The organism is Streptomyces sp. CNH189 (assembly GCF_000527195.1).
The window spans coordinates 26,340-50,304 of the sequence record NZ_AZUS01000034.1 but is presented as its reverse complement, the minus strand read 5'-3'; the positions used below and the strand labels follow the sequence as shown (position 1 = coordinate 50,304).

The window sequence follows — 23,965 nt, the reverse complement described above, 5'->3', positions numbered from 1 at the left end:
ACCCGCCAGTCCGGCACGTCGATCCACGGCGAACACGCCCCCAGAGGCGGCAACCGGCAGCTGAAACGAGCGATGTTCCTCTCCGCGTTCGCGGCCCTCCACGATCCCACCTCTCGTGCCTACTACGACCGCTGCAGAGCCCGCGGCAAAACCCACACCCAGGCACTCCTCCGCCTCGCCCGCCACCGCATCAGCGTCCTGTTCGCCATGCTCCGCGACGGAACCTTCTACCAGCCGAGAAGCCCCCGACCTGCTTGACGAAAGACATAGAGGCACCCCCCGGCCGGTCCAGGTGTCGGGCTGGTCAGTCGTCCTTGCCGGCGAGTTTGCCGAAGTCGTGGTCCGGGAGTGGGGGAGGGGACGCGAGGTCCAGGCCGTAGTGGTGGTACAGCTGAAGCTCCTGCTCCGGGGAGAGGTGGCGGCCGACGCCGAAGTCGGGGGCGTCCTTGATGAGGGCGCGTTCGAACGGCACGTGGAGCGCCCCCTCGATCAGCTCGCTCGGCTCCAGGGGCACGAAGGCGTCCCGGCTGAACAGGCCGGTCCGTATCGCCGCCCACTCCGGTACGCCGGTGGCGTCGTCGAGGTAGACCTCGTCGATCGTGCCGATCCGGGTGCCGTTGCGGTCGAACGCCTTGCGGCCGATCAGGTGACGCGGATCGATGTCGGTCTGCACGGGCCCTCCACTCCTCGCAAACTCATCCGTAAGCACCACAAAAAGGCACAATCGGTGGAACGGCCACTCGAAAAGTCCGGGTCCCGGCCTCGCTGGTACGCTGACAACGGCTGCTGACCCCGTGCGGGAGAGTCCTCCAGGCACCATCGGAGGCGCCGAAGGAGCAAATCCTCCCCGGAATCTCTCAGGCACACGTACCGCACGGACGAGGTCACTCTGGAAAGCAGGGCGGGTGTCGACGGCTTCCGCTCTCACCGACGGTGAAAACCGGACCGCCCGCGCGTTCCGGTGAAGCTCTCAGGTTGAGATGACAGAGGGGGAGGCCGTCCGGGCACCTGCGCCGTGGTGCCCCTCGAAGGTCGTCGGACCAGGAGGCCTCCTCAATGACCGCCCCCCGTACCCCGCTCTCCGAGCTCGAACAGGGAATCCCCTTCGAGCAGCGTCACATCGGCCCCGACCACGAGGCCCGGGCGAAGATGCTCGCCCAGGTCGGCTACGGCTCCCTCGACGAGCTGACCGCCGCCGCCGTACCCGACGTGATCAAGAACGCCGACGCGCTCGACCTGCCCGGTGCCCGGAGCGAGGCCGAGGTGCTCGCCGAGCTGCGCGGCCTGGCCGACCACAACCAGGTGCTCGGCTCGATGATCGGCCTGGGGTACTACGGCACCTTCACCCCGCCCGTCATCCTGCGCAACGTGATGGAGAACCCCGCCTGGTACACGGCCTACACGCCGTACCAGCCGGAGATCTCGCAGGGGCGGCTCGAGGCGCTGCTGAACTTCCAGACGATGGTCGCCGAGCTGACCGGCCTGCCGACGTCCGGCGCCTCGCTGCTGGACGAGGGCACCGCGGCCGCCGAGGCGATGGCGCTGTCCCGGCGCATGGGCAAGAACAAGAAGGGCCTCTTCCTGGTCGACGCGGACGCCCTGCCGCAGACCGTCGCCGTCATCGAGACCCGCGCCGAGCCGACCGGCGTCGAGGTCGTCGTCGCCGACCTGGCCGACGGCATCCCCGCAGAGCTCGACGGCCGGGAGATCAACGGCGTCCTGATCCAGTACCCGGGCGCCTCCGGTGCCGTACGGGACATCAAGCCGGTCATCGACCAGGCGCACGAGCGCGGTGCGCTCGTCACCGTCGCCGCGGACCTGCTGGCCCTCACCCTGCTGAAGTCCCCCGGCGAGCTGGGCGCGGACATCGCGGTGGGCACCACGCAGCGCTTCGGCGTCCCGATGGGCTTCGGCGGACCGCACGCCGGTTACATGGCGGTGCAGGAGAAGATGGCGCGCAGCCTGCCCGGCCGCCTCGTCGGCGTCTCCGTCGACGCCGACGGCAACAAGGCGTACCGCCTCGCGCTGCAGACGCGTGAGCAGCACATCCGCCGCGAGAAGGCCACCAGCAACATCTGCACCGCGCAGGTGCTGCTCGCCGTCATGGCCGGCATGTACGCCGTCTACCACGGCCCCGAGGGCCTGCGCACCATCGCCCGGCGCACCCACCGCTACGCCGCGATCCTCGCCGAGGGGCTGCGCTCCGGCGGCGCCGAGGTGGTGCACGGCTCCTACTTCGACACCCTCACCGTCCGGGTTGCCGGGCGGGCCGCCGAGGTCGTTGCCGCGGCCCGGGACAACGGCGTCAACCTGCGCCTCGTCGACGCCGACACCGTCTCCGTCGCCTGCGACGAGACCACGACCCGCGACCAGGTCGCCGCCGTGTGGAGCGCCTTCGGCGTCGAGGCCGACGTCGAGGCCCTGGACGCCTCCGCGTCCGACGCCCTGCCGGACGCGCTGCTGCGCACCGACGACTACCTCACGCACCCGGTCTTCCGGCAGCACCGCTCCGAGACGGCCATGCTGCGCTACCTGCGCCGCCTCGCCGACCGCGACTACGCGCTGGACCGCGGCATGATCCCGCTGGGCTCCTGCACCATGAAGCTCAACGCGACCACCGAGATGGAGCCGGTCACCTGGCCCGAGTTCGGCCAGCTGCACCCGTTCGTCCCGGACGAGCAGGCGCGGGGTTACCTCACGCTCATCCACGAGCTGGAGGAACGTCTCGCCGAGGTCACCGGCTACGACAAGGTCTCCCTGCAGCCCAACGCCGGCTCCCAGGGCGAGCTGGCCGGTCTGCTCGCCGTCCGCGGCTACCACCGCGCCAACGGCGACGAGCAGCGCACCGTCTGCCTCATCCCGTCCTCCGCGCACGGCACCAACGCCGCGTCCGCCGTGATGGCCGGCATGAAGGTCGTCGTGGTCAAGACGTCCGACGACGGCGAGATCGACGTGGCGGACCTGCGGGCCAAGATCGAGCAGCACCGTGACGAGCTGGCCGTACTGATGATCACGTACCCGTCGACGCACGGCGTGTTCGAGGAGCACGTGGCCGACATTTGCGCCGAGGTGCACGAGGCCGGCGGCCAGGTGTACGTGGACGGCGCCAACCTCAACGCGCTCGTCGGTCTGGCCAAGCCCGGCCACTTCGGCGGCGACGTCTCCCACCTGAACCTGCACAAGACGTTCTGCATCCCGCACGGCGGCGGCGGTCCCGGTGTCGGCCCGGTCGGCGTGCGCGCGCACCTCGCCCCGTACCTGCCGAACCACCCGCTGCAGCCGGAGGCCGGTCCGGAGACGGGCGTCGGGCCCATCTCCGCCGCCCCCTGGGGCTCGGCGGGCATCCTGCCCATCTCCTGGGCGTACGTCCGGCTGATGGGCGGCGAGGGCCTGAAGCGGGCCACGCAGGTGGCCGTGCTCAGCGCGAACTACATCGCCAAGCGCCTCGAGCCGCACTACCCCGTGCTCTACACCGGCCCGGGCGGGCTGGTCGCGCACGAGTGCATCATCGACCTGCGCCCGCTGACCAAGGCGACGGGCGTCAGCGTGGACGACGTGGCCAAGCGGCTCATCGACTACGGCTTCCACGCGCCGACGATGTCCTTCCCGGTGGCCGGCACGCTGATGATCGAGCCCACCGAGTCCGAGGACCTCACCGAGCTCGACCGGTTCTGCGAGGCGATGATCGCCATCCGCGCCGAGATCGAGAAGGTCGGCTCCGGCGAGTGGCCCGCGGACGACAACCCGCTGCGCAACGCCCCGCACACCGCCGGCGCGCTCGCCGGTGCGTGGGAGCACGCGTACGACCGCCAGGAGGCCGTCTTCCCGGCCGGGGTGAACGCCGCCGACAAGTACTGGCCGCCGGTGCGCCGCATCGACCAGGCCTACGGCGACCGCAACCTGGTCTGCTCCTGCCCGCCGCTGGACGCGTACGAGGACTGACGCACGACCTGAGGGGCCCCGCCCGGACGATCCGGGCAGGGCCCTTCGGCGTACCCGGGGCCTACCCCGGACCGGTCAGGCGGGGTAGGCGTGCGTCTGCGTGGCCTTGACCGCCGCCCAGACCGGTGCGCCCGGATGCAGGCCCAGTTCGGCCACGGCGACCGTGGTGAGGTCGGCGGCCAGCAGCAGTTCGCCGGTGAGGTCGACCCGGATCTGGTCGCCGTGGCTCTCCAGACCGGCCACCGCGCAGCGCCACAGGTTGCGCGCGCTGGAGCCGGTGGGCCGGTCCCGGTACAGGGTGACGGCACCGGGCGGGAAGGCGACGAAGGCGGGCCCGGTCAGATCCTCCGTGGTGCTGACGGACGGCCCGGCGTCCAGCCGTACCGTGTGGCCGTCCGCCCGGCCGCGGTAGAGGTTCAGGCCGACCAGCTGCGCGATGTACTCGGTGCGCGGGTGCCGGGCGATCTCGGCGGGCGCGCCCTCCTGCACGACCCGGCCACCCTCCACGACGACCAGCCGGTCGGCGAGCACCATGGCGTCCAGCGGGTCGTGCGTCACCAGCACGGCGACCGCCTCGAAGTCGGCCAGGTGACGGCGCAGTTGTGCCCGTACCTCCAGCCGGGTGCGGGCGTCCAGTGCGGCGAGGGGCTCGTCCAGGAGCAGCAGCCGCGGGTCGGTGGCCAGGGCGCGGGCGAGCGCCACACGCTGGGCCTGGCCGCCGGAGAGCCGCCGGGGTTTGGCGCCGGCGTGCTCGGCCAGCCCCATGCGGTCCAGCCAGCCGGCGGCCCGGGCGCGCGCCTCCGCCTTGCCGACGCCCCGGCAGCGGGGACCGAAGGCCACGTTGTCGAGGGCGGTCAGGTGCGGGAAGAGCAGGTAGTCCTGGAAGACGACGCCCACCGGCCGTGACTCGGGCGGGGTGCGGGCGAGGTCTGTGCCGTCCAGTCGCAGACGGCCGTCGGTGAGGGGTGCGAGACCGGCGAGGGCCCGCAGGGCGGTGGTCTTGCCGGCGCCGTTCGGGCCGAGCAGGGCGACCACGTCGCCGGGGGCGGCCGTCAGCGCGGCGTCCAGGCGGAAGGAGCCGCGGTCCACGACCAGGTGGGCGTCCAGGCCCTCGGCCGTCGCCGTGCCGGGGACGGGAGAGGTACCGGATGTCTGTGCGGGGTGCTTCTGCATCGGTCAGACGGCCCTCATCCAGCGGTCCCGCAGGCCGGCCAGGACGGCGACCGACACCGCGAGCAGCACCAGGCTGAGGGCGATCGCGGCGGCCGGGTCGTTCTGCAGGGCGAGGTAGACCGCGAGCGGCATGGTCTGGGTGCGGCCCGGGAAGTTGCCCGCGAAGGTGATCGTCGCGCCGAACTCGCCCAGGGCGCGGGCCCAGGCCAGCACGGCACCGGCCGCGACGCCCGGGGCGATCAGCGGCAGGGTCACGCGCCGGAACGCGGTGAAGCGGGACGCCCCCAGGGTGGCCGCCGCCTCCTCGAACCGCGGGTCGGCGGCCCGTAGCGTGCCCTCGACGCTGATCACCAGGAACGGCAGCGCGACGAACGTCTCCGCCAGCACGACACCGGCGGTGGTGAACGGCAGGGTGACGCCGAACCACGCGTCCAGCCACCGGCCCACGATGCCGTTGCGGCCCAGCGCCAGCAGCAGGGCGACTCCGCCGACCACCGGGGGCAGCACCAGCGGGAGCGTCACCAGGGCGCGGACCAGACTCCGCCCGGGGAAGTCGGTGCGGGCCAGCAGCCAGGCCAGCGGGACACCGACCAGCAGGCTCAGCGCGGTCGCCGTGGTCGCGCAGACCAGCGACAGACGCAGCGCCTCCCACACCGCGGGGCTGGTCAGCTGCTCCGGCAGGCCACTCCACGGCGCCCGTACCACGAGGGCGAGCAAGGGCACCAGGAGGAACGCCAGGCCGAGCAGGGCGGGCGCGAGGAGGGCGAGCGGGACACCGCGGCCGGGAGCCCGGGACGGCCGCCGCCGTGTGCCGCGGGACGCTTCCCGGGTGGTCGTCATGGCGTGAGGAATCCCGCCCCGCCGAGCACCTTCCGCCCCTCCGGCGACGTCACCAGTGCGACGAAGGCGTCGGCCGTCGCGGAGTTGGGGGAACCCTCGAGGCGGGCGATCGGGTAGTCGTTGACGGCCTGGGCGGCCTCCGGGAAGTCCACGCCGTCCACCTTGTCACCGGCCGCCCTGACATCCGTGCGGTACACGACGGCGGCGTCCGCCTCCTTCAACCGCACCTTGGTCAGCGCGCTCTTCACGTCCTGCTCGTACGAGGCGGGCGTGACCCGGACGCCGGCCGCCGTCAGCGCCTTCCGGGCGGCGGCCCCGCACGGCACCGTCTCGTCGCAGAGCACGACCTTCAGGCCGGGATCGGCCAGGTCCTTCAGGGAGCCGATCCCGTGCGGGTTGCCGGGGACCGTGGCGATCTCCAGGCGGTTGCGCGCGAAGGTGGCCGGGGCGCCCGCGGTGAGCCCTTCGTCCGCGACGCGATCCATCGTCGTGGTGCTGGCCGCGGCGAAGACGTCGGCGGGGGCGCCGTTCACGATCCCGGCGGCCAGGGAGTCGCTGCCGCCGAAGTTGAAGGTCACCTCGGTGCCTGGGTGCCGCTTCTCGAAGCGCTCGCCCAGAGCCGTGAAGGTCTCCTTGAGCGAGGCGGCGGCGAAGACGGTGACCGTGCCCTTCGGGCTCCCGTCACCGGTGCCTGCCGCGGAGCCTCCGGAGGAGGAACAGCCGGTGAGCCCGAGGCCGGTCAGGAGCGCGACGGCTGCGAGGCCGGCGGTCCGGCGGGCGGAACGGATCATGCGAGTGCGCTCCCTCGCTGCGCTGGCGTCTGGGGAGGGGCCTGCCCCCCGTGTTCCTTATGATGACGCATCTGCGAGGCATTCCGCACCTGTCTCATCGCACGAGCGAGCGTGCAGTGCGGGATTGACCCGCATGTGCGACTCCACAAACCCTCCCGGCGTCAGGTGCGGTCGATGTGGACGTTCGTCGACTTCACGCGGGCGGTGGCCTCCACGCCGACCTCCAGGCCCAGCTCCTCGACGGCCTCCCGGGTGAGCAGGGAGACCAGACGGTGCGGGCCGGCCTGGATCTCGACCTGGGCGGCGACGTCGCCGAGCTTGATCGCGGTGACGATGCCGGGGAAGGCGTTGCGGGCGGAGGTGTACGGAGTGCCCTCCTCGGGCGTGGCCTCCTTGGCGAGTTCCACGGAGAACGCCGCCAGGTCGCGCCCGTCGACGACCCGCCGTCCGCCGTCGTCGCGCCGGGTGGTGAGGCGTCCGGCGTCCGCCCAGCGGCGGGCGGTGTCCGGGCTCACGCCGAGCAGCCGCGCTGCCTGGCCGATCGTGTAGGACTGCATGCCGGTCACGATAGGGCGCCACGGCCACCGGAGGTGCACCACCGGGTCGGTGCCGACGGTCGGTGAGGGGCCGTGCACATGCGTCGGGGCCGGTTCGCGGGTGTGTCGCGGTCCGGCCCCTGTGGTCGGTGGGCCGGCCCGTCCCGCCCGGATGCGCTCAGGCGGACGTCAGCGTGACGTCCCGAGGACGCTGCGGGGCGATGACGCTGCCGTCGGGCAGGAGTTCACCGGTGTCCTCGAAGAGCACGACACCGTTGCACAGCAGGCTCCAGCCCTGCTCCGGGTGGTGCGCCACGAGACGGGCGGATTCCCGGTCGGCGGAGTCGGCTGAGGGGCACGGTGGCTGGTGCTGGCACATGGGTGGGTTCTCTCGCTTCGTGGTGACCTGTGAGTGGGCTGTTGCGTCAGTCGCGCGGCATGGAACGTCGTTCATGGCCGCCCCCCGTAGTGACAAGTCGGTCGGATCCAGTGTTGCCCCACGGACGAGGATCCGCAGGCATTTCGCGGCACCGCCTCTCACAGGTTCATGACGCGTCACCCGCGCGGACGGTTCATCCCAACTGCACTGTCCTTTTGGGTGGTTCGGGGAGGCCGAAGAGGACTAGTCCGCATGCGCGTACCCCGCCTCCCGGGTCACGGAAGACGGGGTACGCGCAGCTGCCGGGGCAGGTCAGGCCGGTGAGCCGAGCAGGCGGGTGGGTGACACCCGGTGGGTGAGTACCGGCAGCAGGTCGGTGACCCGGTGCGGGCGGTGGGCCGCGATGCCGGGCGGGGCCGGAGCCAGCGGCACCAGCAGGTCGGTGGGGGCCGGGCCGCCGACGGCGCCGTCGGCCTCGGGGTCGCCGTGCAGCCAGAGCGCCAGCATGTACAGGCTGGGCACGGACAGCAGGCGGGGCTGGTACGGCTGCGTCATGCTCTCCGCCTGGCGCAGTGCGAGCTCCGTCGACGTGATGTACGGGCCTTCGAAGAAGCGGGAGAAGGCCCAGCCGTCCGCGGTGAGGACGGTGTCCGCCGCGGCCACCACGCGGTCGCCGGTGCGGATCAGGAAGCGCCAACCGGCGAGCGTCGTCGAGGTCTCGCCGTCGGCGGTGACCCGGTCGAGGACGTGCACGGGAAGCGGAAGCTCGGGCGAGGCGGGCCCTTGTGCGCGGAGCAGGGAGGGAGTTCGGGCGTCGCGCACCGCGGTCGGTGACGAGAGCGCGGTCAGGACGGAACGCAGTGCGGGCGCGGGAGCCGGGGGTACGTGCAGCGGCATGGTGGGTCGCCTCTCATTCGAAGGCACAGTGGCGCGAGGGCGGGGCGTGGCGGTGCGGACGGCGCTGTCAGCTCGCGAAGGTCAGAGAGGCGGGGGCCGGGGTCTGAGCGGGAGACGGGGGTGAGGAGAGAGCCGCACGCCGTCTCACGGCTGGATCACTCGACCATGGGCGCCAACCTGGTTCTGCCTTGTGCACGAAGTTTATACGACACGGGTTGAGACTATGTTTCGTCTAGCTCTCTCCGGTGACTCCGGCAAGGGTATTTCAGGTCGGCGAAATGCGAAAAAGATGCCGATTCCCGAGGGGGTGCACGCCACTGACCTCGGGCAATGACCGCCGCGCGGTCGGCCCATTCCGGTCGGCGTTTTTCACGAGCCGGCAACCGTGCCGTGATACGCGTTCCGCGTATTGCCCCGTGAATGTGCCACTGGACACCTCGACCAGAGTAGCGGCCGCCACACCGATCCGGGGCGTTATCGATCGCATCCGCGGGGCATCCTTGCTTGTGGACCGGGACCCCGGCGGCCGATCTTCGGTACGCCATCCGAGGAGGGACGCTTCGATGGGGGAAAAGGTCGTGGCAGGTCAGTTCGACCTGTCCGATCGCCAGCGCTACCGCGAGAAGCTCCGCAGGTGCCTGACGGGCCTGGAGCGACTCCTGACGGAGAAGCGGTTCGACCGCCCCAAGAACCTCATGGGGCTGGAGATCGAGCTCAATCTCGCGGGCGCCGACGGCATGCCGAAAATGTTGAATGCGCAAGTCCTCGAGAGGATCGCCAGCAGGGACTTCCAAACCGAACTCGCCATGTTCAATCTGGAAGTGAACATCGCCCCGCACCGGCTGGGCGGGCGGGTATTCGACCGGCTCGACGAGGAACTGCGCACCTCGCTCGCCTACGCCGACCGTAAAGCCCAAGAGGTGGACGCGGGCATCGTGATGATCGGCATCCTGCCGACCCTCGACCGCGACGACCTCGTCTCGTCGAACCTTTCCGACGTCGACCGCTACGCACTGCTCAACGATCAGATCGTGGCCGCGCGCGGCGAGGACTTCACGCTCGACATCGACGGCGTGGAGCAGCTGAGCTGTACGTCGAAGTCGATCGCCCCGGAGGCCGCCTGCACCTCGGTGCAGCTGCACCTCCAGGTCACCCCCGAGCGGTTCCCCGACGTGTGGAACGCGGCGCAGGTCGTGGCCGCCGCGCAGATCGCCGTGGGTGCCAACTCGCCGTTCCTGTTCGGCCGCGAGCTGTGGCGCGAGTCGCGGCCGCCGCTGTTCCAGCAGTCCACCGACACCCGCCCGCCGGAGCTCAAGGCGCAGGGCGTGCGGCCGCGCACCTGGTTCGGGGAGCGCTGGGTGACGTCGGCGTTCGACCTCTTCGAGGAGAACCTGCGCTACTTCCCTGCCCTGCTGCCCATCTGCGACGACGAGGACCCGCTCGAGGTGCTGGACCGCGGCGGCGTCCCCTCGCTCGCCGAACTCGTCCTGCACAACGGCACCGTGTACCGCTGGAACCGCCCCGTCTACGACATCGCCGACGGCGTCCCCCACCTGCGGGTGGAAAACCGTGTGCTGCCCGCCGGGCCCACGGTGACCGACGTGGTGGCGAACGCGGCCTTCTACTACGGTCTCGTCCGCGCCCTCGCCGAGGACAGCCGCCCGGTGTGGACCCGGCTGCCGTTCGAGGCCGCCGCCGCCAACTTCGACGCCGCCTGCAAGCACGGCATCGACGCCCGCTTCACCTGGCCCCGGCGCGGCCGGCTCGGCGGCCTGGGCGAGGTGGACGCGGTCACCCTCGTACGGGAGGAGCTGCTGCCGTTGGCCGAGGCCGGGCTGGATGCCTGGGGGATCGAACCCGCCGACCGGGACCGGTACCTCGGGGTGATCGAGGAGCGCTGCCGGCGCCGGGTGAACGGGGCGTCCTGGCAGGCCGCGACGTTCCACCGGGCGCTGGACCTGGGACTCGGACGGGAGGAGGCACTGGCCGCCACCACCCGCCGCTACCGGGAGCTGACCAAGCAGGGCGACCCCGTGCACACCTGGCCGGTCGGGCTGCCCGAGCCGGTGCCGACGGGCTGAGCGGCGCCCCGGACCCGCGGCCGGCCGCACAGGATCTGCCTTCATACTGATCGGACCGATCGGCGAAGTGGAGGCAGGTGTGCAGGCGGAGGCGGCGGGCCCGGGGGCCGATGCGTATCCGGAGCGGACGCTCTCGCGGAGGACACTCCGCGACGAGACACTGCTCGTCCTCGCGCTGTCGCTGGGCGCGAGCGGTGTGTCGGCGCTGATCAGTTTCGTGGGCTCGGTCACCAGGCCGGGCGGACTGAAGGACCAGGCGGCCACGCTCAACGCCTCGGCCGCGCCGGGCCGGCCCTGGCTCGACCTCGCCTGGCAGCTGTTCGGCATCACCAGCGCGCTGGTGCCGGTGGCCCTGGTCGCCCACCTGCTGCTGCGTGAGGGCTCCGGACTGCGCGCCCTCGGTTTCGACCGCACCCGGCCCTGGTCCGACCTCGGCCGGGGTGCCGCGATCGCCGCGGTCATCGGCAGCAGCGGCATCGCCTTCTACCTGGCCGTGCGCGCGCTCGGCTTCAACCTCACCGTGGTGCCGGAGGCGCTGCCCGAGGTGTGGTGGAAGTATCCGGTGCTGATCCTGTCGGCGGCCCAGAACTCGATCCTCGAAGAGGTCGTCGTGGTCGGGTACCTGCTGCGGCGGCTGGACCAGCTCGGCTGGTCGCCGAGGGCCTCCATGGCGGCCAGCGCGGGGCTGCGCGGGTCGTACCACCTCTACCAGGGCATCGGCGGCTTCATCGGCAACATGGTCATGGGGGTGGTGTTCGTGTACCTCTATCGCCGTTGGGGCCGGGTCGGGCCGCTGGTGGCCGCACACACCTTCCTCGACATCGGGGCGTTCGTCGGCTACGCGCTGCTGGCCGGCAAGGTCGGCTGGCTGCCGACGGCGTGAGCCACGGCGAAGGGGGCGTACGGGGGTCGAGCACGGACCATCCGCACGCCCCCTTCGTCGTACCGCCGGGCGGATCAGACCAGCAGGTCGCCCTCCACGACCGTCACCGCCCGCCCGCCGAGCAGGGTGCGGGCGCCGCGCACCTCGGTACGGACGAGGCCCGAACGCGGTGAGGCCTGGAGCCCGGTGAGGGCCGCGCGGCCGAGCCGCTGCGACCAGTACGGGGCCAGCGCGGTGTGCGCGCTGCCCGTGACGTGGTCCTCGTCGATGCCGACGTTGGGGAAGAAGCAGCGGGAGACGAAGTCGTGGCCGAGATCCGGGGCCTCGGCGCGGGCGGTGGCGATGATGCCGCGCTCGGAGCAGGCGGCCAGGGCCCTCAGGTCGGGCCGCAGGGAGCGCACCGTCTTCTCGTCGGCCAGCTCGACCAGCAGGTCCCCGACGTTCGGGCCGGTGTCGAACGCCGTGCGGACGGGAGCACCGAGCGCCTCCGCGACACCCTCGGGGACGTCGACGGCGGTGAGCGGGGCGGTGGGGAAGTCCAGCGTGACGGTGCCGTCCTCGCCGGGCTCGGCGACGAGCACGCCGCTGCGGGTGGCGAACCGCACCGGGTCCTGGTGGGCGCCGGTGGTGTGCAGCACGTGCGCGGTGGCCAGCGTGGCGTGGCCGCACAGGGCGACCTCGGTGGCGGGCGTGAACCAGCGCAGCGCCCAGTCGGCCTCACCGCCGACGGGCAACGGGTGGGCGAAGGCCGTCTCCGCGTGGTTCACCTCCCGGGCGACGTCCTGCATCCAGGAGTCGTCCGGGAAGGCGTCGAGCAGGAGCACGCCGGCGGGGTTGCCGGCGAAGGGCCGGTCGGTGAAGGCATCGACGATTCGGATCCGCATGCGGCGAGGGTACGGGCCGCGCCGCGCCCGGTACCGGGCCAATTCGACGCGGGCGGCCTCGTTTCCGCGCAGTCGCCGCTGCGGGATACGGGGTTCGGGCCGGGGTCGACCGCCCACCCCCGGTGTGGTGACGGCGCCGGAGGCGCGGGGGCGAGGAGGGCGCCGGGTCTTGTCGGGCGGTCGGTTGCGATATATCGTTGAGGTATCGCAATAGATCAACGATGGAGTGGAGTGAGTGCGATGCGTAGCTACGGACACGAGTACGGACATGGTCACGGTGGGCCGCGGGGCGGTCGGGGGGACTTCGACCGGCTGCGGGCCGCCTTCGGGCCGTTCGGGCCCGGAGGGCCGGGGGGAGCCGGTGGTCCCTTCGGGCCCGGGTTCGGCCACGGCGGCCCCTGGGGTGGCCGAGGGCGCGGCGGGCCAAGGGGGCGGGCGCGGCGCGGTGACGTACGGGCCTCGATCCTGGCCCTGCTGAAGGACCGCCCGATGCACGGCTACGAGATGATCCAGGAGATCGCCGAGCGCAGCGGTGGGGCGTGGAAGCCCAGCCCCGGTTCGGTCTACCCCACCCTGCAACTGCTGGAGGACGAGGGCCTGATCATCAGCGAGTCCGAGGGCGGCAAGAAGCTGTTCTCCCTCACCGAGGCGGGACGCACGGCGGCCGAGGACGGCCCCGAGGCCCCCTGGGAGGAGGCCTCGCGCGGGGTCGACTGGGAGGCGCTGAGCGAGATCCGGCAGGCCGGCTTCGGTCTGATGGAGGCCTTCGGGCAGGTCTGGAAGACGGGCAGCAAGGAGCAGCGCGAGAAGGCCCTCGGCGTCATCAACGAGGCCCGCAAGAAGCTGTACCTGATCCTCGCCGACGAGGACTGAGGCCGACGGGCCGAGAGTCGGCCGAAGTAGGTGAGGGGCGTGCGCGGAACGGCGCGCGCCCCTTGGTCGTGTGCGCCCTGATCTCGTCCCCAAGGAGGAGATTTCGCCACGCCGTGTCCACTTCTCGTGGGACGCGAAGATGCCTCCCGGCGGGGATGTACCGGACCGCCGGGGCTGATGAGGTGGGGGATGTGCGATCCCGTATTCCCCGGCAGCAGGCCCCGTGGCCCCAGGCGCAGGCCGCCCGCGCCGCGGCCGACGACGCCGGGATCGGCGCGGAACTGGCGGCGGTGGTGACCGGCGCCCGGCGCAGGGTGGTCCGGGACGGGGACCGGCAGATCGACACCGCCCACCTGCTCCACTCCCTGCTGGAGTCCGACGCCGAGGTACGGGCCGCCTTCGGCGAGGGGCCCACCCTCGCCCGGCTGCTCGGCTACCTGGTGCAGCGCAGCATCGGCTACGGACTGCGCTGGCAGGGCACCGTCGAGGACTCCGGCTCGCTCCCGGCCGTGGACGGCGCGACGGGATTCTCGCCGCTCGCGGCCCTCTGCATGGAGCGGGCCCGCGTCCGTGCCGCCCGCCGGGACGGCGGCCCCGTCCGCGGCACGGACCTGCTCGCCGAACTCGTCGCGGACCCGCAGGCACGCGCCGTCGAGGTGCTGCGGCGCGCCGGGGTGGACCCCCGGGACCTGACCGGCGGGCTCGACGCGCCGTCCACCCGCTGAGACAGGTGCCACAGGGGGTGACGCTCCTGTCGGGCCCTGTCATCATGTGCCGGTGCCTACGACTGCCCTTCCCCGAAGCCCCCACGCCCGGGGCATGGGACTCACCCTCGCGCTGGTGTCCGCCCTGGCCTTCGGCGGGTCCGGAGTGGCGGCCAAGCCGCTGATCGAGGCGGGTCTCGACCCGCTCCACGTGGTGTGGCTGCGGGTGGCGGGCGCCGCCCTCGTCATGCTGCCGCTCGCGGTGCGCCACCGGGATCTGCTGCGCCGCCGGCCCGCGCTGCTCGCCGGGTTCGGCCTGTTCGCGGTGGCCGGTGTGCAGGCCTGCTACTTCGCCGCCATCTCCCGCATCCCGGTCGGGGTCGCGCTGCTGGTCGAGTACCTGGCGCCCGCGCTCGTCCTGGGCTGGGTGCGGTTCGTGCAGCGGCGGCCGGTGACCCGCGCCGCCGCCGTGGGCGTGGTGCTCGCCGTGGGCGGCCTGGCCTGCGTCGTGGAGGTGTGGGCGGGGCTCGGCTTCGACGCCCTCGGCCTGGCGCTCGCGCTCGGCGCCGCCTGCTGCCAGGTCGGCTACTTCGTCCTGTCCGACCAGGGCAGCGACAGTGAGGAGGCGCCCGACCCGCTCGGTGTCATCGCCTACGGCCTGCTGATCGGCGCCGTCGTGCTGACCGTGGTCGCCCGCCCCTGGTCCATGGACTGGTCCGTGCTCAACGGCAGCGCCGACATGGACGGCACCCCCGTCGCCGCCTTCCTGCTGCTGGGCTGGATCGTCCTCGTCGCCACGGTCGCCGCGTACGGCACCGGGGTGCTGTCGGTACGCCGGCTCTCGCCGCAGGTCGCGGGTGTCGTGGCCTGTCTGGAGGCGGTGATCGCCACCGTCCTCGCCTGGGTGCTGCTCGGCGAGCACCTGTCCGCGCCGCAGATCGTGGGCGGCGTGGTGGTCCTGGCCGGTGCCCTCATCGCCCAGTCCTCGGCCCCGGCCCGGTCCACGGAGGACCCGGTGGCGAGCGGCGGGCCCGAACGGCAGTTGTCGACACCGGGGACCACCCCCTAGGGTGCTGATCATGCATACGCGCGCATGTGTTCTTCCGCCGCCGGCCGCCTGAGGCGGGCCCTCCGGTACATCCGCCCGGCAGCGTGCCGGGCGTAGCGGTGCTGCCCGCAGACGAAGTCCGCGGATCCCGTCCCCCCGGCCCCGGCCGGTGCTGACCCCGGATCCCTTCCGAACTTCCGCGCCCACGCCGACGCGTGGTGCGCGCCTCCGCGGAGAGAGAACACGTGTCGAACAACGTCTCCGGCCTGCCCGTCGGGCGGGGCCTCGTCTATCTGGTCGTCGCAGGTGCCGCCTGGGGCACCGCGGGCGCCGCCGCCTCGCTGGTCTACCGGACCAGCGACATGGGGCCGGTCGCCCTGTCCTTCTGGCGCTGTGCCGCCGGGCTGGTCGTGCTGTACGCCGCCCGGCTGGTGTCCGGGCGCGCCTCGCGCGGCGCCGCCCGCGCGCCCCTCGGCCGCCGGGTGCTGCGCGCCGTGGCCACCGGCGTCGGGCTCGCGGTCTTCCAGACCGCCTACTTCGCCGCCGTCTCGGCCACGGGACTCGCCGTGGCCACCGTCGTCACCCTGGGCGCCGGACCCGTACTGATCGCCCTCGGCGCCCGGCTCACCCTGGGCGAGCGGCTGGGACGCGGTGGACTGGCGGCCGTCGTCGGCGCGCTCATCGGGCTGGTGGTGCTCGTCCTCGGCGGCGGGGAGACCACCGTGAATCCGGTGGGCGTCCTGCTCGCCCTGCTGTCGGCCGCCGGATACTCGGCGATGACCCTGCTCACCCGCTGGTGGGGACGGGACGGCGGCACCGACTCGTCCGGCGCCACCGTCGGCGCGTTCGCCGTCACCAGCCTGGTCCTGCTGCCGTTCGCAGCGGTCGAGGGGCTGGTCCCGCACACCGACGCCCCCGGCACCCTGCTGCTCCTGCTGGGGTACGTCGCGTCCGTGCCGACCGCGCTCGCCTACGGGCTCTACTTCGCGGGCGCCGCCGTCGTACGGTCGGCGACCGTGTCCGTGATCATGCTGCTCGAACCGGTCAGCGCGGCGGTGCTGGCTGTCGCCCTGCTCGGTGAGCGGCTGACGGCGGCCACACTCGCCGGCACCCTGCTGATGCTCGGCTCGGTGGCGGGCCTCGCGGTGGGAGAGGCCCGCGGCGCACGGGCCCGCAGGACACGGACGGACACGGTCCCGGCCTGACGTCCGCGCGGTGAGCGGGGGAGGTGGTCCACGGGGGACTGCGTCCCCCGCGTGCCGTCGACGACGAGGCCCTCGGGGGCCCCCGCGTGCCGTCAATGACGAGGCCCTCGGGAAGTGCGCCCCCCGCGTGCCGTCGGGGTGGGCCGGCGGCAGCCGGGGGCCTCCGCTCGCCGGACGGGCGTCCGCCTGCTGCGGCACCGCGCGGTCGGGGGCGGGCGGATCCCTCTGGCGACCTGCGCGGGCCGGGTCCGGGCAGGGAGCGGCGGGGTCCCTTTTGCCGGGCGTGGGCCGACGACGTGCCGCGTTCCGGGCATGCTTGCAGGTCGGGTCAGTCGGGCGGGCTCCGCTCGCCGGACGTCGGCAACCGCGGTGCCGCCTCGCGTGCGTGTGGTAAGGGGCCCGGCGCCTCGATGGATGCGGGCCCGCTTGGCGCACGCCCCCTACGGGGCCGGAGTGCCCGTTCGCCGGATGTGGGTGCGGGCTCCCGCGTCCCGGGGGTGGGCGCGGGTTGCCAGACCGTCGGATATACGGTCGCGGACCGCCTGCGACCGTTTCCCCGCGTACTTGAACTTCGCCCGCACCTCGGTCACCTCCAGCCGCAGCCCGCGGATCCCGGACAGCAGCCTGCCGTACGGCGCCTCGCCCACCGCGGCCCGCGCGGAGCCGCCCTCGGGCTGGAAGTGGCCGACCTGGCGGTTGAGCAGCTCGGCCTTCTCCGCCGGGTCGTCCACGAGGTGGGCACGGCAGTGGAGTTGGACGGCGGCGTACAGGCTGGTCGGCACGCCGTGCTCGGGCGGGTCGCCCGGCTCCGCCTGCCAGGGGCCGGGGACGAACGCGTAGTCGTCGACCACGCTCAGCAGGACGTTCGGGGACGCCTCGACGGCCGGCCAGAGCGGGTTGGGCCGGGCCAGGTGGGTGACGGCCTCGCCGCGCTCGGCGTCGTAGGCGAAGTGCAGGGGCTGGACGTGCGGGGGCTGGCCCGGCGCGCCGTTGACCGCCAGCTGGCCGAAGTCGTGGGCGGCGAGCCACCCCTGCCATGTGTTGTCGCGGGGCGCGTCCCAGGGGTGGATCAGCATCACAGGGCCGTCAGGTAGCCGGGGACCTCGGTGCCGGGGGCCAGGCCCGGGTCGGGCTCGGGGGCGCCGTAGGCGATACGGACCGGGAGGACGCCCGCCCAGTGGGGCAGGGACAGGTCCTCGGGCTCGTCGTTCACACCGCCGGTGCGGAGCTTGGCGGAGACCTCGTCCAGGTCGAGCCGGAGTACCGCGGTGGCCGCCAGTTCCTTCTTGTCGGCCGGTCGGGAGTCGGCGGCCCGCCCAGGTACGACGTGGTCGACCAGGGCGTCCAGCGCCCGCCGCTTCTCGTCCGGGTCCGTCACGTCGTACGCCGTGCCGTGCACCACCACGGAGCGGTAGTTGATCGAGTGGTGGAAGGCCGAGCGGGCCAGCACCAGCCCGTCGACCTGGGTGACCGTGAGGCACACCGGCAGCCCCTCCGCGGACGCGCCGGCCGCGCGCAGCGGGCGGGAGCCGGTGGAGCCGTGGACGTAGAGGACCTCGCCGACGCGGCCGTAGAGCGTGGGCAGGACCACGGGCGCGCCGTCCCGGACGAAGCCGAGGTGGCCGACGTAGCCCTCGTCGAGTATCGCGTGCACCAGTTCCTTGTCGTACGACGCGCGTTGGGGGGAGCGGGTGGGGACGGTGCGCCCGGTGGGCGCGTAGGCGGCGGGTCGCTGCTGCGGTGGCTGGGGCGCCTGCATAGCCTTCTCCATTGCACTAGTGCATAATGAGCTTTGTGCTAGGAGAGTATCGGATCAGTGGGCGGCGTGCAGCGGACATTTCCGCGAGCATCGAGCGGGCGGTGGGGGAGGGTGCGCTGGCACCGGGTGAACCGCTGCCCCCGATGAGGGAGTTGGCCGAGCGACTGGGCGTGAACCCGAACACGGTCGCCGCCGCGTACCGGACCCTGCGCGAACGCGGGGTCATCGAGACGTCCGGCCGGCGGGGAAGCAGGGTGCGGCCCAAACCGGCCACCACGGCCCGCGACCTGATCCGGGTGGAGGTTCCGCCGGGCGTGCGGAACCTCTCCGACGGCAACCCGGACCCTGCGCTGCTGCCCGCACTCGCCGGGGCCTTCGCGGCGGCCGCGGCCCAGGGCGACAAGGAGCCGGTGCTGTACGGGCACGCCCCCGTGGAGCCGGAACTCGCACGCCTGGCACGGGCCGGACTGGGCACCGACGGGGTGCCCGACGGGCCCGTCGTCGTCACCTCGGGCGCGCTGGACGCCGTCGAGCGGGTGCTCACCGCGCACCTGCGGCCCGGGGACGCGGTCGTGGTGGAGGACCCCGGCTGGGGCAGCCTTCTGGACCTCGTCCCGGCGCTCGGCCTGCGCACCGTGCCGGTGGCCGTCGACGACGAGGGCCCGCTGCCCGACGGCGTGCGCAAGGCGCTGGCGGGCGGGGCGCGGGCGCTGATCGTCACGGACCGCGCGCAGAACCCCACCGGCGCCGCGCTGAGCGCCGCACGGGCGCGTGCCCTGCGCGAGGTGCTCGCCGGACACCCCGAGACCCTCCTGATCGAGGACGACCACGGGCACCACATCGTCGACCTGCCGCTGCACCCCCTCGCCGGGGTGACGCACCGGTGGGCCTTCTCCCGCTCGGTGGCCAAGGCGTACGGGCCCGACCTGCGTCTCGCCGTCCTCACCGGCGACGCGGTCACCCTAGACCGGGTGCGCGGCCGGCAGCGGCTCGGGCCGGGCTGGGTGAGCCTGACCCTGCAGCGGGCGGTGGCGCGGGTGTGGGCCGACGGCACGGTCGACCCGGCTGCCGTGGCGGCACGGTACGGGCGGCGCCGGGACGCGCTGGCCGAGGCGCTGCGGCGGCGTGGGATCACGGCGCACGGGCGCAGCGGCATGAACCTGTGGGTGCCGGTCCCCGACGAGACCGGCGTCGTCGCCCGGCTGCTGCACGCCGGGTGGGCGGTGGCGCCCGGCGTGCGGTTCCGGATGAGCGCGCCCCCCGGCGTCCGCGTCACCGTCTCGACGCTCGACGAGGAGGAGATCGAGCCCCTCGCCGAGGCGATCGCCGCGGCGCTGGGCCCCGGCGACGAAGGCCGGCGCACGTACGCCTGAGACGGGACGTACGCCTCGGCGCTGTCGGACGCCCCGCGGACCGGCGGACTACGCGGGCCGCTTCGGCTTCACCTGGGTGAGGGCCGCGCCCGCCAGCACGACCGCCGCGCCGACCGGTGTCGACCAGGTGAGGGTCTCGCCGAGCAGCGCGATGCCGGCCGCGGCGGCGATCACCGGGACGAAGTAGGTGACCATCTGGCCGGTCGTCGGGCCCACTTCGGCGACGATGCCGTACTGCACGAGGACCGCGAGGCCCGTGCCCAGTGTGCCCAGCGCGGCGATCGCCAGCAGCGGCCCGACCTCCAGGCCGGACGGTACGGAGGTGAACAGCGGCGTGACGACCGCCAGTTGCACGGTCGCCAGCAGCAACTGGCCGCCGGTCAGCGACAGGTGGGAGTGGCTGCTGCCCGCCAGGGTGCGCCGGACGTAGATCCAGCCGACGGGGTAGCTCAGCGAGGCCAGCAGGGCCAGGGCCGTACCGCGCGCGTCCAGGCCCTGGAAGCCCTGCCAGGCGCCGAGCACGGTCAGCACCCCGAGGAAGCCCAGCCCCAGTCCCGCCACCCGTACCCGGGACGGCCGGTCCTCGCGCAGCGCCACCAGAGACAATGCCATGCCCCACAGCGGAGAGGTGGCGTTGCAGATGCCGGCCAGGGTGGACGGGATGGTCAGCTCCGCGAAGGCGAACAGCGAGAACGGCAGGGCGTTCAACAGGAACCCGGCCACCGCCAGATGCCCCCAGGTGCGGACACCGCGCGGCAGCCGCTCCCGCCGTACCGCCATGGCGACCGCCAGGACGGCGGTGCCGAACGCCAGCCGTCCCAGCGTGACCTGGAAGGGGGCGTAGCCCTGGGTGCCGACCTTGATGAGGAGGAAGCTGAAGCCCCAGATCAGGGACAGGGCGGCGAAGCGCAACCGCCAGTCCAGGCGCGGACGGGTGCGTGCGGGCGCGGGACCGGCCGGATCGGGCTGGGCGGGGGACGTGGTGGTGGTCGCGGTGACGCTGCTCATGCCGGTAACGATGCTGCAGACTCATCTCGTAGCACAATCGAGAATTCGCACGCCATATCTCGTAGCATCGCTTACATGTTGAACCTGGAGCGCCTGCGCACCCTCGACGCCCTCGCCCGGCACGGCTCGGTCAGCGGGGCGGCGGAGGGGCTGCACATCACGACCTCGGCCGTCTCGCAGCAGATGTCCAAGCTGGAGCGCGAGGTGGGCCAGCGGCTCCTCGCCAAGCACGGCAGGGGCGTCCGGCTCACGGACGCGGGCCGGCTGCTCGCCGAGCACGCCGCGCGCATCCTGTCCCAGGTGGAGCTGGCCCAGGCGGACCTGGAGGCACAGCGCGGCCAGGTGGCGGGCGAGCTGCGGATCTCCGCCTTCCCGACCGCCGCGCGCGGACTGTTCCCGGTGGCGCTGGCCGACCTGCGCGAGCGCCACCCCGCGCTGCGGGTGCGCTCACGCGAGTCGGAGCCCGAGAACGGCATCCGGGGAGTCGTCCGCGGCGACCTCGACCTGGCCGTGGTGCTCGACTGGTACAACAAGCCGATGCCGCTGCCCGACGGGCTGGTCAAGGCACTGCTCCTCGACGACCCCGCCGATGTCGCGCTGCCGGCCGCCCACCCGCTCGCCGGCCGCGAGGAGGTGGACCTCGCCGAGCTGGCCGAGGACGAGTGGATCACCTGGGGCGAGGGCGAGTTCTGCCACGAATGGCTGATGTTCACCCTGCGCTCCAAGGGCGTCGAACCGATCGTCGCCCACCGCGCCGCCGAGAGCCACACCCAGCTCAACCTGGTCGCGGCCGGACTCGGCGTGTGCGTCGCCCCGATGCTGGGCCGCGACCCGCTGCCCGCCGGGGTGGTGACCGTCCCGCTCCGCCAGCGCGTCCGACGGCACGTGTTCGTCGTCTGGCGCGCGGACGCCGACCGCCGCCCGTCCATCCGCGCGGCGGTGCGGGCGCTGCGGGCGGCGGGTGAGCGCTTCGGGGGCGCCCCCGAGGACGGCGCTCCGGTCAGGACAGCTGCGACAGTTTCCTGAAGTCCCAGGACACGATCTTCTCGGGCGTCAGCCGCAGCCAGGCGTGCCGCCCGTCGTGCGGCATCTCGTCCAGGCCGAAGTTCTTGCGGGCGAACAGCGTCTCCGGCACGTCCAGTTCCGCGCGCAGCTCGCCGGTGCGCGGGACCTCGCCCACGAACTCCACCCGTCCGGACAGCTCCGCGCCGCGCAGCTGGTCGTACTCCTCGCCCGTGTCGACCACGATCGCCACCCGCGCATCCCGCCGCAGATCCGTGAACCGCCTGCTGCGCACCACGGAGTACAGCCACATCGAGACGCCGTCCCACACGAACCACAAAGTGCTCACGTGCGGCATGCCGTCGGCGGACACCGTGGCGACCCGGCAGGTGCGCTGCTCGGTGAGGAAGTCGTCCAGCTCCCCGGGCGTCATCATGATCTTGCGACCCCGGCGCTGCGTGGCGGACATACGGCCCCTTCTGCTGTCGTGCTGTTCACGTGCCGTGCACAGGCCCCCCATCGTGCACGGGTCCGGCCGTTCAGGCGAGGGTGATCGAGTCACCGCTCACGGAGATCTGGACCGCCGGGAGCGGCTTGGTCGCGGGACCACTGCTCACACTGCCGTCGGTGATGGAGAAGTTGCTGTTGTGGCACGGGCAGTTGATGAGCCCGTCGGAAACGCTCTTCACCGCGCACCCCTGGTGGGTGCAGGTCGAGGAGAACGCCTTGAACTCGCCCGCCGACGGCTGGGTGACGACCACCTGCTGATCGGCGAACACCTTGCCGCCGCCCTCGGGGATGTCGGCGGTCGAGGCGAGCGGCGCGCCCCCGGCGGCGTTCTCCCCGCCGCCCGAACCGCCGCTGCTCGCCCCGTCGTCCGCCGCGCCTCCGCCGGCGTCCGCCGAGGAGCCCGGCGCGTCGTCGTCGGACCCTCCGCACGCGGCCAGCGCCACGGCGAGGCCGGCCGCTCCGGCGGCCGCCACGACGGTGCGACGGGCAGGTCCCGATGCGGACTCGAACGATACGGTCATGCCAGTGGTGTCCCTTCCGGGGTGGGGCGTGATCTGCGAACAGGTACGGCCGGCGGGCCTGCGCCGTTCAGTGCCTTCCAACGGCCCTCGATGCCCTTCGGCCGGTGCCGAGAGCTTGACCCGCCGACGGTCGGACGGGCGTAAGCCACGGCTGTCGTTTCCCTGTCGCTCACCTGCGCCGCCCACCCGGGCCGCCTCCGACATGCGGTGACACGCCAGTAGCCTGGGGCGATGCTCAAGGAAGTCATCGCGACCCGATTCATCGCGCCGCTGCGCGAGGGCGGCTCGCTCCCCGGACTGATCGAGGCGGACGATCTCGGCACCTACGCGCTGAAGTTCACCGGCGCGGGACAGGGCCGCAAGACGCTGGTCGCCGAGGTCGTCTGCGGGGAGCTGGCCCGCCGGCTGGGGCTGCGGGTGCCGCGCCTGGTCACCGTGGAGCTCGACCCCGTGCTCGGGCTCGGCGAACCCGACCAGGAGGTGCAGCAGTTGCTGAAGTCCAGCGGCGGCACCAACCTCGGGACGGACTTCCTCTCCGGCGCCCTCGGCTTCGACCCGCTCGCCTTCGAGGTGAGCCCCGAGGAGGCCGGCCGCATCGTCTGGTTCGACGCCCTGGTGAACAACGTCGACCGCTCCTGGCGCAACCCCAACATGCTGCGGTGGCGCGAGGAGCTGTGGCTCATCGACCACGGCGCGACCATGATCTGGCACCACAACTGGCCCGGCGCCGACGCCTCCGCCGCCCGCCCCTACGACGCCTCCGACCACGCCCTGAGGGGAGCCGCACCGGACGTCGCCTCGGCGGCGGCGGACCTCGGCCAGCAGGTCACCGACGACCTGCTGGCCGAGGTGACCGCGCAGATCCCCGACGTCTGGCTGGCCGGGGAACCGGGCTTCGACAGCCCCGACGACCTCCGGCGCGCCTACGCCCGGCCGCTTCTCGCCCGCGCGGCCGCGATCCACACCCGCATCGAGGGCCTCCAGGGGGACCGGTGAACGACCTGCACGTCTACGAGTACGCGCTGCTGCGGGTCGTCCCGCGGATCGAGCGCGGCGAACGCGTCAACGCCGGGGTGCTGGTGTACTGCCGGCCGCTGTCCTACGTCGGGGCGCGCACCCACCTCGACGAGGCGCGGCTGCTGGCCCTCGACCCGGCCGTCGACCTGCCCGGGGTCCACGCCGCGCTGCGTGCCGTCGAGAGCGTCTGCGTGGGCGGGGACGCGGCCGGACAGGCGGCACGGGACGACGCCGGACGGCGCTTCCGCTGGCTGATCGCGCCGCGCTCGACCATCGTGCAGCCCGGCCCGGTGCACACCGGCCTCACGGCCGACCCGGCGGCGGAGGTTGACCGCCTGCTCGACCTCCTGGTGCGCTGACACCGGGTGCCGGACGCGGCGCCAGGACCGCCGCGGTCGGGGACCGGGGGGCAGGAGCCGGGCCGGGTCGGGGTGCCGTGACTGAGGCACGGCGTCCGCGTCGGGTGCCGAGTGTCGTGTTCGGCTCGGGCACCGCGACGGGGGAACGGTGACCGGGGCACCGCGTCGTGGGCACGAACG

25 protein-coding genes and 1 riboswitch are annotated in these 23,965 nt (G+C 73.2%); of the genes, 12 read left to right on the top strand and 13 right to left on the bottom strand.

Annotation, left to right across the window (positions count from 1 at the left end):
- Positions 1-258: transposase (locus B100_RS0132300; RefSeq protein WP_024886271.1), on the top strand; the 258-nt coding region annotated here is incomplete at its 5' end.
- A gap of 46 nt (positions 259-304) precedes the next feature.
- On the opposite strand, the gene B100_RS0132295 is transcribed toward B100_RS0132300, so the two are convergent.
- The gene (locus tag B100_RS0132295; protein ID WP_024888481.1) at positions 305-673 is read right to left on the bottom strand and encodes a PRC-barrel domain-containing protein; all 369 of its coding nucleotides are present in this window, start codon (positions 671-673) and stop codon (positions 305-307) included.
- A 114-nt stretch (positions 674-787) separates the two neighbouring features.
- A riboswitch (glycine riboswitch) is annotated at positions 788-883 on the top strand.
- 173 nt (positions 884-1,056) lie between these two features.
- On the opposite strand from B100_RS0132295, the gene gcvP reads away from it, so the two are divergent.
- Complete coding sequence (gene gcvP / locus B100_RS0132290; RefSeq protein WP_024888480.1) at positions 1,057-3,942, top strand: aminomethyl-transferring glycine dehydrogenase; 2,886 nt, start codon at positions 1,057-1,059, stop codon at positions 3,940-3,942.
- A gap of 75 nt (positions 3,943-4,017) precedes the next feature.
- Here gcvP and B100_RS0132285 read toward each other — a convergent pair whose 3' ends face one another.
- The 6 genes from B100_RS0132285 to B100_RS0132260 all read right to left on the bottom strand — a co-directional run bounded on the left by B100_RS0132285 (position 4,018) and on the right by B100_RS0132260 (position 8,558).
- Complete coding sequence (locus B100_RS0132285) at positions 4,018-5,115, bottom strand: ABC transporter ATP-binding protein (protein ID WP_024888479.1); 1,098 nt, start codon at positions 5,113-5,115, stop codon at positions 4,018-4,020.
- Positions 5,116-5,118: 3 nt separating this feature from the next.
- Positions 5,119-5,955 carry a molybdate ABC transporter permease subunit gene (gene modB / locus B100_RS0132280; RefSeq protein WP_024888478.1) on the bottom strand — a complete coding sequence of 279 codons (837 nt, stop codon included), beginning with the start codon at positions 5,953-5,955 and terminating at the stop codon, positions 5,119-5,121.
- Positions 5,952-6,746: a molybdate ABC transporter substrate-binding protein gene (gene modA, locus B100_RS0132275; protein WP_024888477.1), complete on the bottom strand. Its 795-nt coding sequence runs from the start codon at positions 6,744-6,746 to the stop codon at positions 5,952-5,954. Before modA ends, modB begins: the two co-directional genes overlap by 4 nt.
- Positions 6,747-6,907: 161 nt before the next feature.
- Positions 6,908-7,303: a TOBE domain-containing protein gene (locus tag B100_RS0132270; protein ID WP_024888476.1), complete on the bottom strand. Its 396-nt coding sequence runs from the start codon at positions 7,301-7,303 to the stop codon at positions 6,908-6,910.
- A gap of 157 nt (positions 7,304-7,460) precedes the next feature.
- Positions 7,461-7,661, bottom strand: a complete 201-nt coding sequence (locus tag B100_RS0132265) for a DUF5999 family protein (protein WP_024888475.1) — start codon at positions 7,659-7,661, stop codon at positions 7,461-7,463.
- A gap of 312 nt (positions 7,662-7,973) precedes the next feature.
- Positions 7,974-8,558, bottom strand: coding sequence for a hypothetical protein (locus B100_RS0132260; protein ID WP_024888474.1), 585 nt, complete (start codon positions 8,556-8,558; stop codon positions 7,974-7,976).
- Between the two features lie 563 nt (positions 8,559-9,121).
- On the opposite strand from B100_RS0132260, the gene B100_RS0132255 reads away from it, so the two are divergent.
- Both B100_RS0132255 and B100_RS0132250 read left to right on the top strand, forming a co-directional pair.
- Complete coding sequence (locus B100_RS0132255; protein WP_024888473.1) at positions 9,122-10,639, top strand: glutamate-cysteine ligase family protein; 1,518 nt, start codon at positions 9,122-9,124, stop codon at positions 10,637-10,639.
- A gap of 79 nt (positions 10,640-10,718) precedes the next feature.
- A complete protein-coding gene (locus B100_RS0132250) occupies positions 10,719-11,522 on the top strand; it encodes a type II CAAX endopeptidase family protein (protein ID WP_024888472.1) in 804 nt (267 codons plus the stop codon).
- A 74-nt stretch (positions 11,523-11,596) separates the two neighbouring features.
- Here the strand turns inward: B100_RS0132250 and B100_RS0132245 are convergent, their stop codons facing one another.
- A complete protein-coding gene (locus B100_RS0132245) occupies positions 11,597-12,406 on the bottom strand; it encodes a PhzF family phenazine biosynthesis protein (protein ID WP_024888471.1) in 810 nt (269 codons plus the stop codon).
- 240 nt (positions 12,407-12,646) lie between these two features.
- Between B100_RS0132245 and B100_RS36155 the strand changes: the two genes are divergently transcribed.
- The 4 genes from B100_RS36155 to B100_RS0132225 all read left to right on the top strand — a co-directional run bounded on the left by B100_RS36155 (position 12,647) and on the right by B100_RS0132225 (position 16,236).
- Complete coding sequence (locus B100_RS36155) at positions 12,647-13,279, top strand: PadR family transcriptional regulator (RefSeq protein ID WP_024888470.1); 633 nt, start codon at positions 12,647-12,649, stop codon at positions 13,277-13,279.
- A gap of 191 nt (positions 13,280-13,470) precedes the next feature.
- Positions 13,471-14,004: a Clp protease N-terminal domain-containing protein gene (locus B100_RS0132235; protein ID WP_024888469.1), complete on the top strand. Its 534-nt coding sequence runs from the start codon at positions 13,471-13,473 to the stop codon at positions 14,002-14,004.
- Between the two features lie 94 nt (positions 14,005-14,098).
- On the top strand, positions 14,099-15,052 hold the full coding sequence (locus B100_RS0132230) for an EamA family transporter (RefSeq protein ID WP_106967143.1): 954 nt from the start codon (positions 14,099-14,101) through the stop codon (positions 15,050-15,052).
- Between the two features lie 224 nt (positions 15,053-15,276).
- Positions 15,277-16,236, top strand: coding sequence for a DMT family transporter (locus tag B100_RS0132225; RefSeq protein ID WP_024888467.1), 960 nt, complete (start codon positions 15,277-15,279; stop codon positions 16,234-16,236).
- Between the two features lie 440 nt (positions 16,237-16,676).
- Here the strand turns inward: B100_RS0132225 and B100_RS0132220 are convergent, their stop codons facing one another.
- Together B100_RS0132220 and B100_RS0132215 are read right to left on the bottom strand one after the other, a co-directional pair.
- Positions 16,677-17,312: an FMN-binding negative transcriptional regulator gene (locus tag B100_RS0132220; protein WP_024888466.1), complete on the bottom strand. Its 636-nt coding sequence runs from the start codon at positions 17,310-17,312 to the stop codon at positions 16,677-16,679.
- Positions 17,312-17,995: a pyridoxamine 5'-phosphate oxidase family protein gene (locus B100_RS0132215; RefSeq protein WP_024888465.1), complete on the bottom strand. Its 684-nt coding sequence runs from the start codon at positions 17,993-17,995 to the stop codon at positions 17,312-17,314. Before B100_RS0132215 ends, B100_RS0132220 begins: the two co-directional genes overlap by 1 nt.
- 35 nt (positions 17,996-18,030) lie before the next feature.
- Here B100_RS0132215 and B100_RS0132210 point away from each other — a divergent pair, with 35 nt between their 5' ends.
- The gene (locus tag B100_RS0132210; protein ID WP_024888464.1) at positions 18,031-19,368 is read left to right on the top strand and encodes an aminotransferase class I/II-fold pyridoxal phosphate-dependent enzyme; all 1,338 of its coding nucleotides are present in this window, start codon (positions 18,031-18,033) and stop codon (positions 19,366-19,368) included.
- A 48-nt stretch (positions 19,369-19,416) separates the two neighbouring features.
- Here the strand turns inward: B100_RS0132210 and B100_RS0132205 are convergent, their stop codons facing one another.
- The gene (locus B100_RS0132205) at positions 19,417-20,376 is read right to left on the bottom strand and encodes a DMT family transporter (protein ID WP_024888463.1); all 960 of its coding nucleotides are present in this window, start codon (positions 20,374-20,376) and stop codon (positions 19,417-19,419) included.
- A 75-nt stretch (positions 20,377-20,451) separates the two neighbouring features.
- On the opposite strand from B100_RS0132205, the gene B100_RS0132200 reads away from it, so the two are divergent.
- A complete protein-coding gene (locus B100_RS0132200; protein WP_024888462.1) occupies positions 20,452-21,402 on the top strand; it encodes a LysR family transcriptional regulator in 951 nt (316 codons plus the stop codon).
- Here B100_RS0132200 and B100_RS0132195 read toward each other — a convergent pair.
- Together B100_RS0132195 and B100_RS0132190 are read right to left on the bottom strand one after the other, a co-directional pair.
- On the bottom strand, positions 21,377-21,847 hold the full coding sequence (locus tag B100_RS0132195; protein ID WP_024888461.1) for a pyridoxamine 5'-phosphate oxidase family protein: 471 nt from the start codon (positions 21,845-21,847) through the stop codon (positions 21,377-21,379). The two genes, B100_RS0132200 and B100_RS0132195, sit on opposite strands and share 26 nt — an antisense overlap.
- Positions 21,848-21,917: 70 nt before the next feature.
- A complete protein-coding gene (locus tag B100_RS0132190) occupies positions 21,918-22,409 on the bottom strand; it encodes a Rieske (2Fe-2S) protein (protein ID WP_024888460.1) in 492 nt (163 codons plus the stop codon).
- A 231-nt stretch (positions 22,410-22,640) separates the two neighbouring features.
- Between B100_RS0132190 and B100_RS0132185 the strand changes: the two genes are divergently transcribed.
- Positions 22,641-23,405: a HipA family kinase gene (locus tag B100_RS0132185; protein WP_024888459.1), complete on the top strand. Its 765-nt coding sequence runs from the start codon at positions 22,641-22,643 to the stop codon at positions 23,403-23,405.
- Positions 23,402-23,785, top strand: a complete 384-nt coding sequence (locus B100_RS0132180; protein WP_024888458.1) for a DUF3037 domain-containing protein — start codon at positions 23,402-23,404, stop codon at positions 23,783-23,785. Before B100_RS0132185 ends, B100_RS0132180 begins: the two co-directional genes overlap by 4 nt.
- Positions 23,786-23,965 lie beyond the last annotated feature (180 nt).

What these genes read in the sequence shown, in the direction of transcription:
- gcvP (WP_024888480.1), top strand. Translation starts at nt 1,057, where the DNA reads ATGACCGCCCCCCGTACCCCGCTCTCCGAGCTCGAACAGGGAATCCCC.
- B100_RS0132285 (WP_024888479.1), bottom strand. Translation starts at nt 5,115, where the DNA reads ATGCAGAAGCACCCCGCACAGACATCCGGTACCTCTCCCGTCCCCGGC.
- modB (WP_024888478.1), bottom strand. Translation starts at nt 5,955, where the DNA reads ATGACGACCACCCGGGAAGCGTCCCGCGGCACACGGCGGCGGCCGTCC.
- modA (WP_024888477.1), bottom strand. Translation starts at nt 6,746, where the DNA reads ATGATCCGTTCCGCCCGCCGGACCGCCGGCCTCGCAGCCGTCGCGCTC.
- B100_RS0132270 (WP_024888476.1), bottom strand. Translation starts at nt 7,303, where the DNA reads ATGCAGTCCTACACGATCGGCCAGGCAGCGCGGCTGCTCGGCGTGAGC.
- B100_RS0132265 (WP_024888475.1), bottom strand. Translation starts at nt 7,661, where the DNA reads ATGTGCCAGCACCAGCCACCGTGCCCCTCAGCCGACTCCGCCGACCGG.
- B100_RS0132260 (WP_024888474.1), bottom strand. Translation starts at nt 8,558, where the DNA reads ATGCCGCTGCACGTACCCCCGGCTCCCGCGCCCGCACTGCGTTCCGTC.
- B100_RS0132255 (WP_024888473.1), top strand. Translation starts at nt 9,122, where the DNA reads ATGGGGGAAAAGGTCGTGGCAGGTCAGTTCGACCTGTCCGATCGCCAG.
- B100_RS0132245 (WP_024888471.1), bottom strand. Translation starts at nt 12,406, where the DNA reads ATGCGGATCCGAATCGTCGATGCCTTCACCGACCGGCCCTTCGCCGGC.
- B100_RS36155 (WP_024888470.1), top strand. Translation starts at nt 12,647, where the DNA reads ATGCGTAGCTACGGACACGAGTACGGACATGGTCACGGTGGGCCGCGG.
- B100_RS0132230 (WP_106967143.1), top strand. Translation starts at nt 14,099, where the DNA reads ATGGGACTCACCCTCGCGCTGGTGTCCGCCCTGGCCTTCGGCGGGTCC.
- B100_RS0132220 (WP_024888466.1), bottom strand. Translation starts at nt 17,312, where the DNA reads ATGCTGATCCACCCCTGGGACGCGCCCCGCGACAACACATGGCAGGGG.
- B100_RS0132215 (WP_024888465.1), bottom strand. Translation starts at nt 17,995, where the DNA reads ATGCAGGCGCCCCAGCCACCGCAGCAGCGACCCGCCGCCTACGCGCCC.
- B100_RS0132205 (WP_024888463.1), bottom strand. Translation starts at nt 20,376, where the DNA reads ATGAGCAGCGTCACCGCGACCACCACCACGTCCCCCGCCCAGCCCGAT.
- B100_RS0132200 (WP_024888462.1), top strand. Translation starts at nt 20,452, where the DNA reads ATGTTGAACCTGGAGCGCCTGCGCACCCTCGACGCCCTCGCCCGGCAC.
- B100_RS0132195 (WP_024888461.1), bottom strand. Translation starts at nt 21,847, where the DNA reads ATGTCCGCCACGCAGCGCCGGGGTCGCAAGATCATGATGACGCCCGGG.
- B100_RS0132190 (WP_024888460.1), bottom strand. Translation starts at nt 22,409, where the DNA reads ATGACCGTATCGTTCGAGTCCGCATCGGGACCTGCCCGTCGCACCGTC.
- B100_RS0132185 (WP_024888459.1), top strand. Translation starts at nt 22,641, where the DNA reads ATGCTCAAGGAAGTCATCGCGACCCGATTCATCGCGCCGCTGCGCGAG.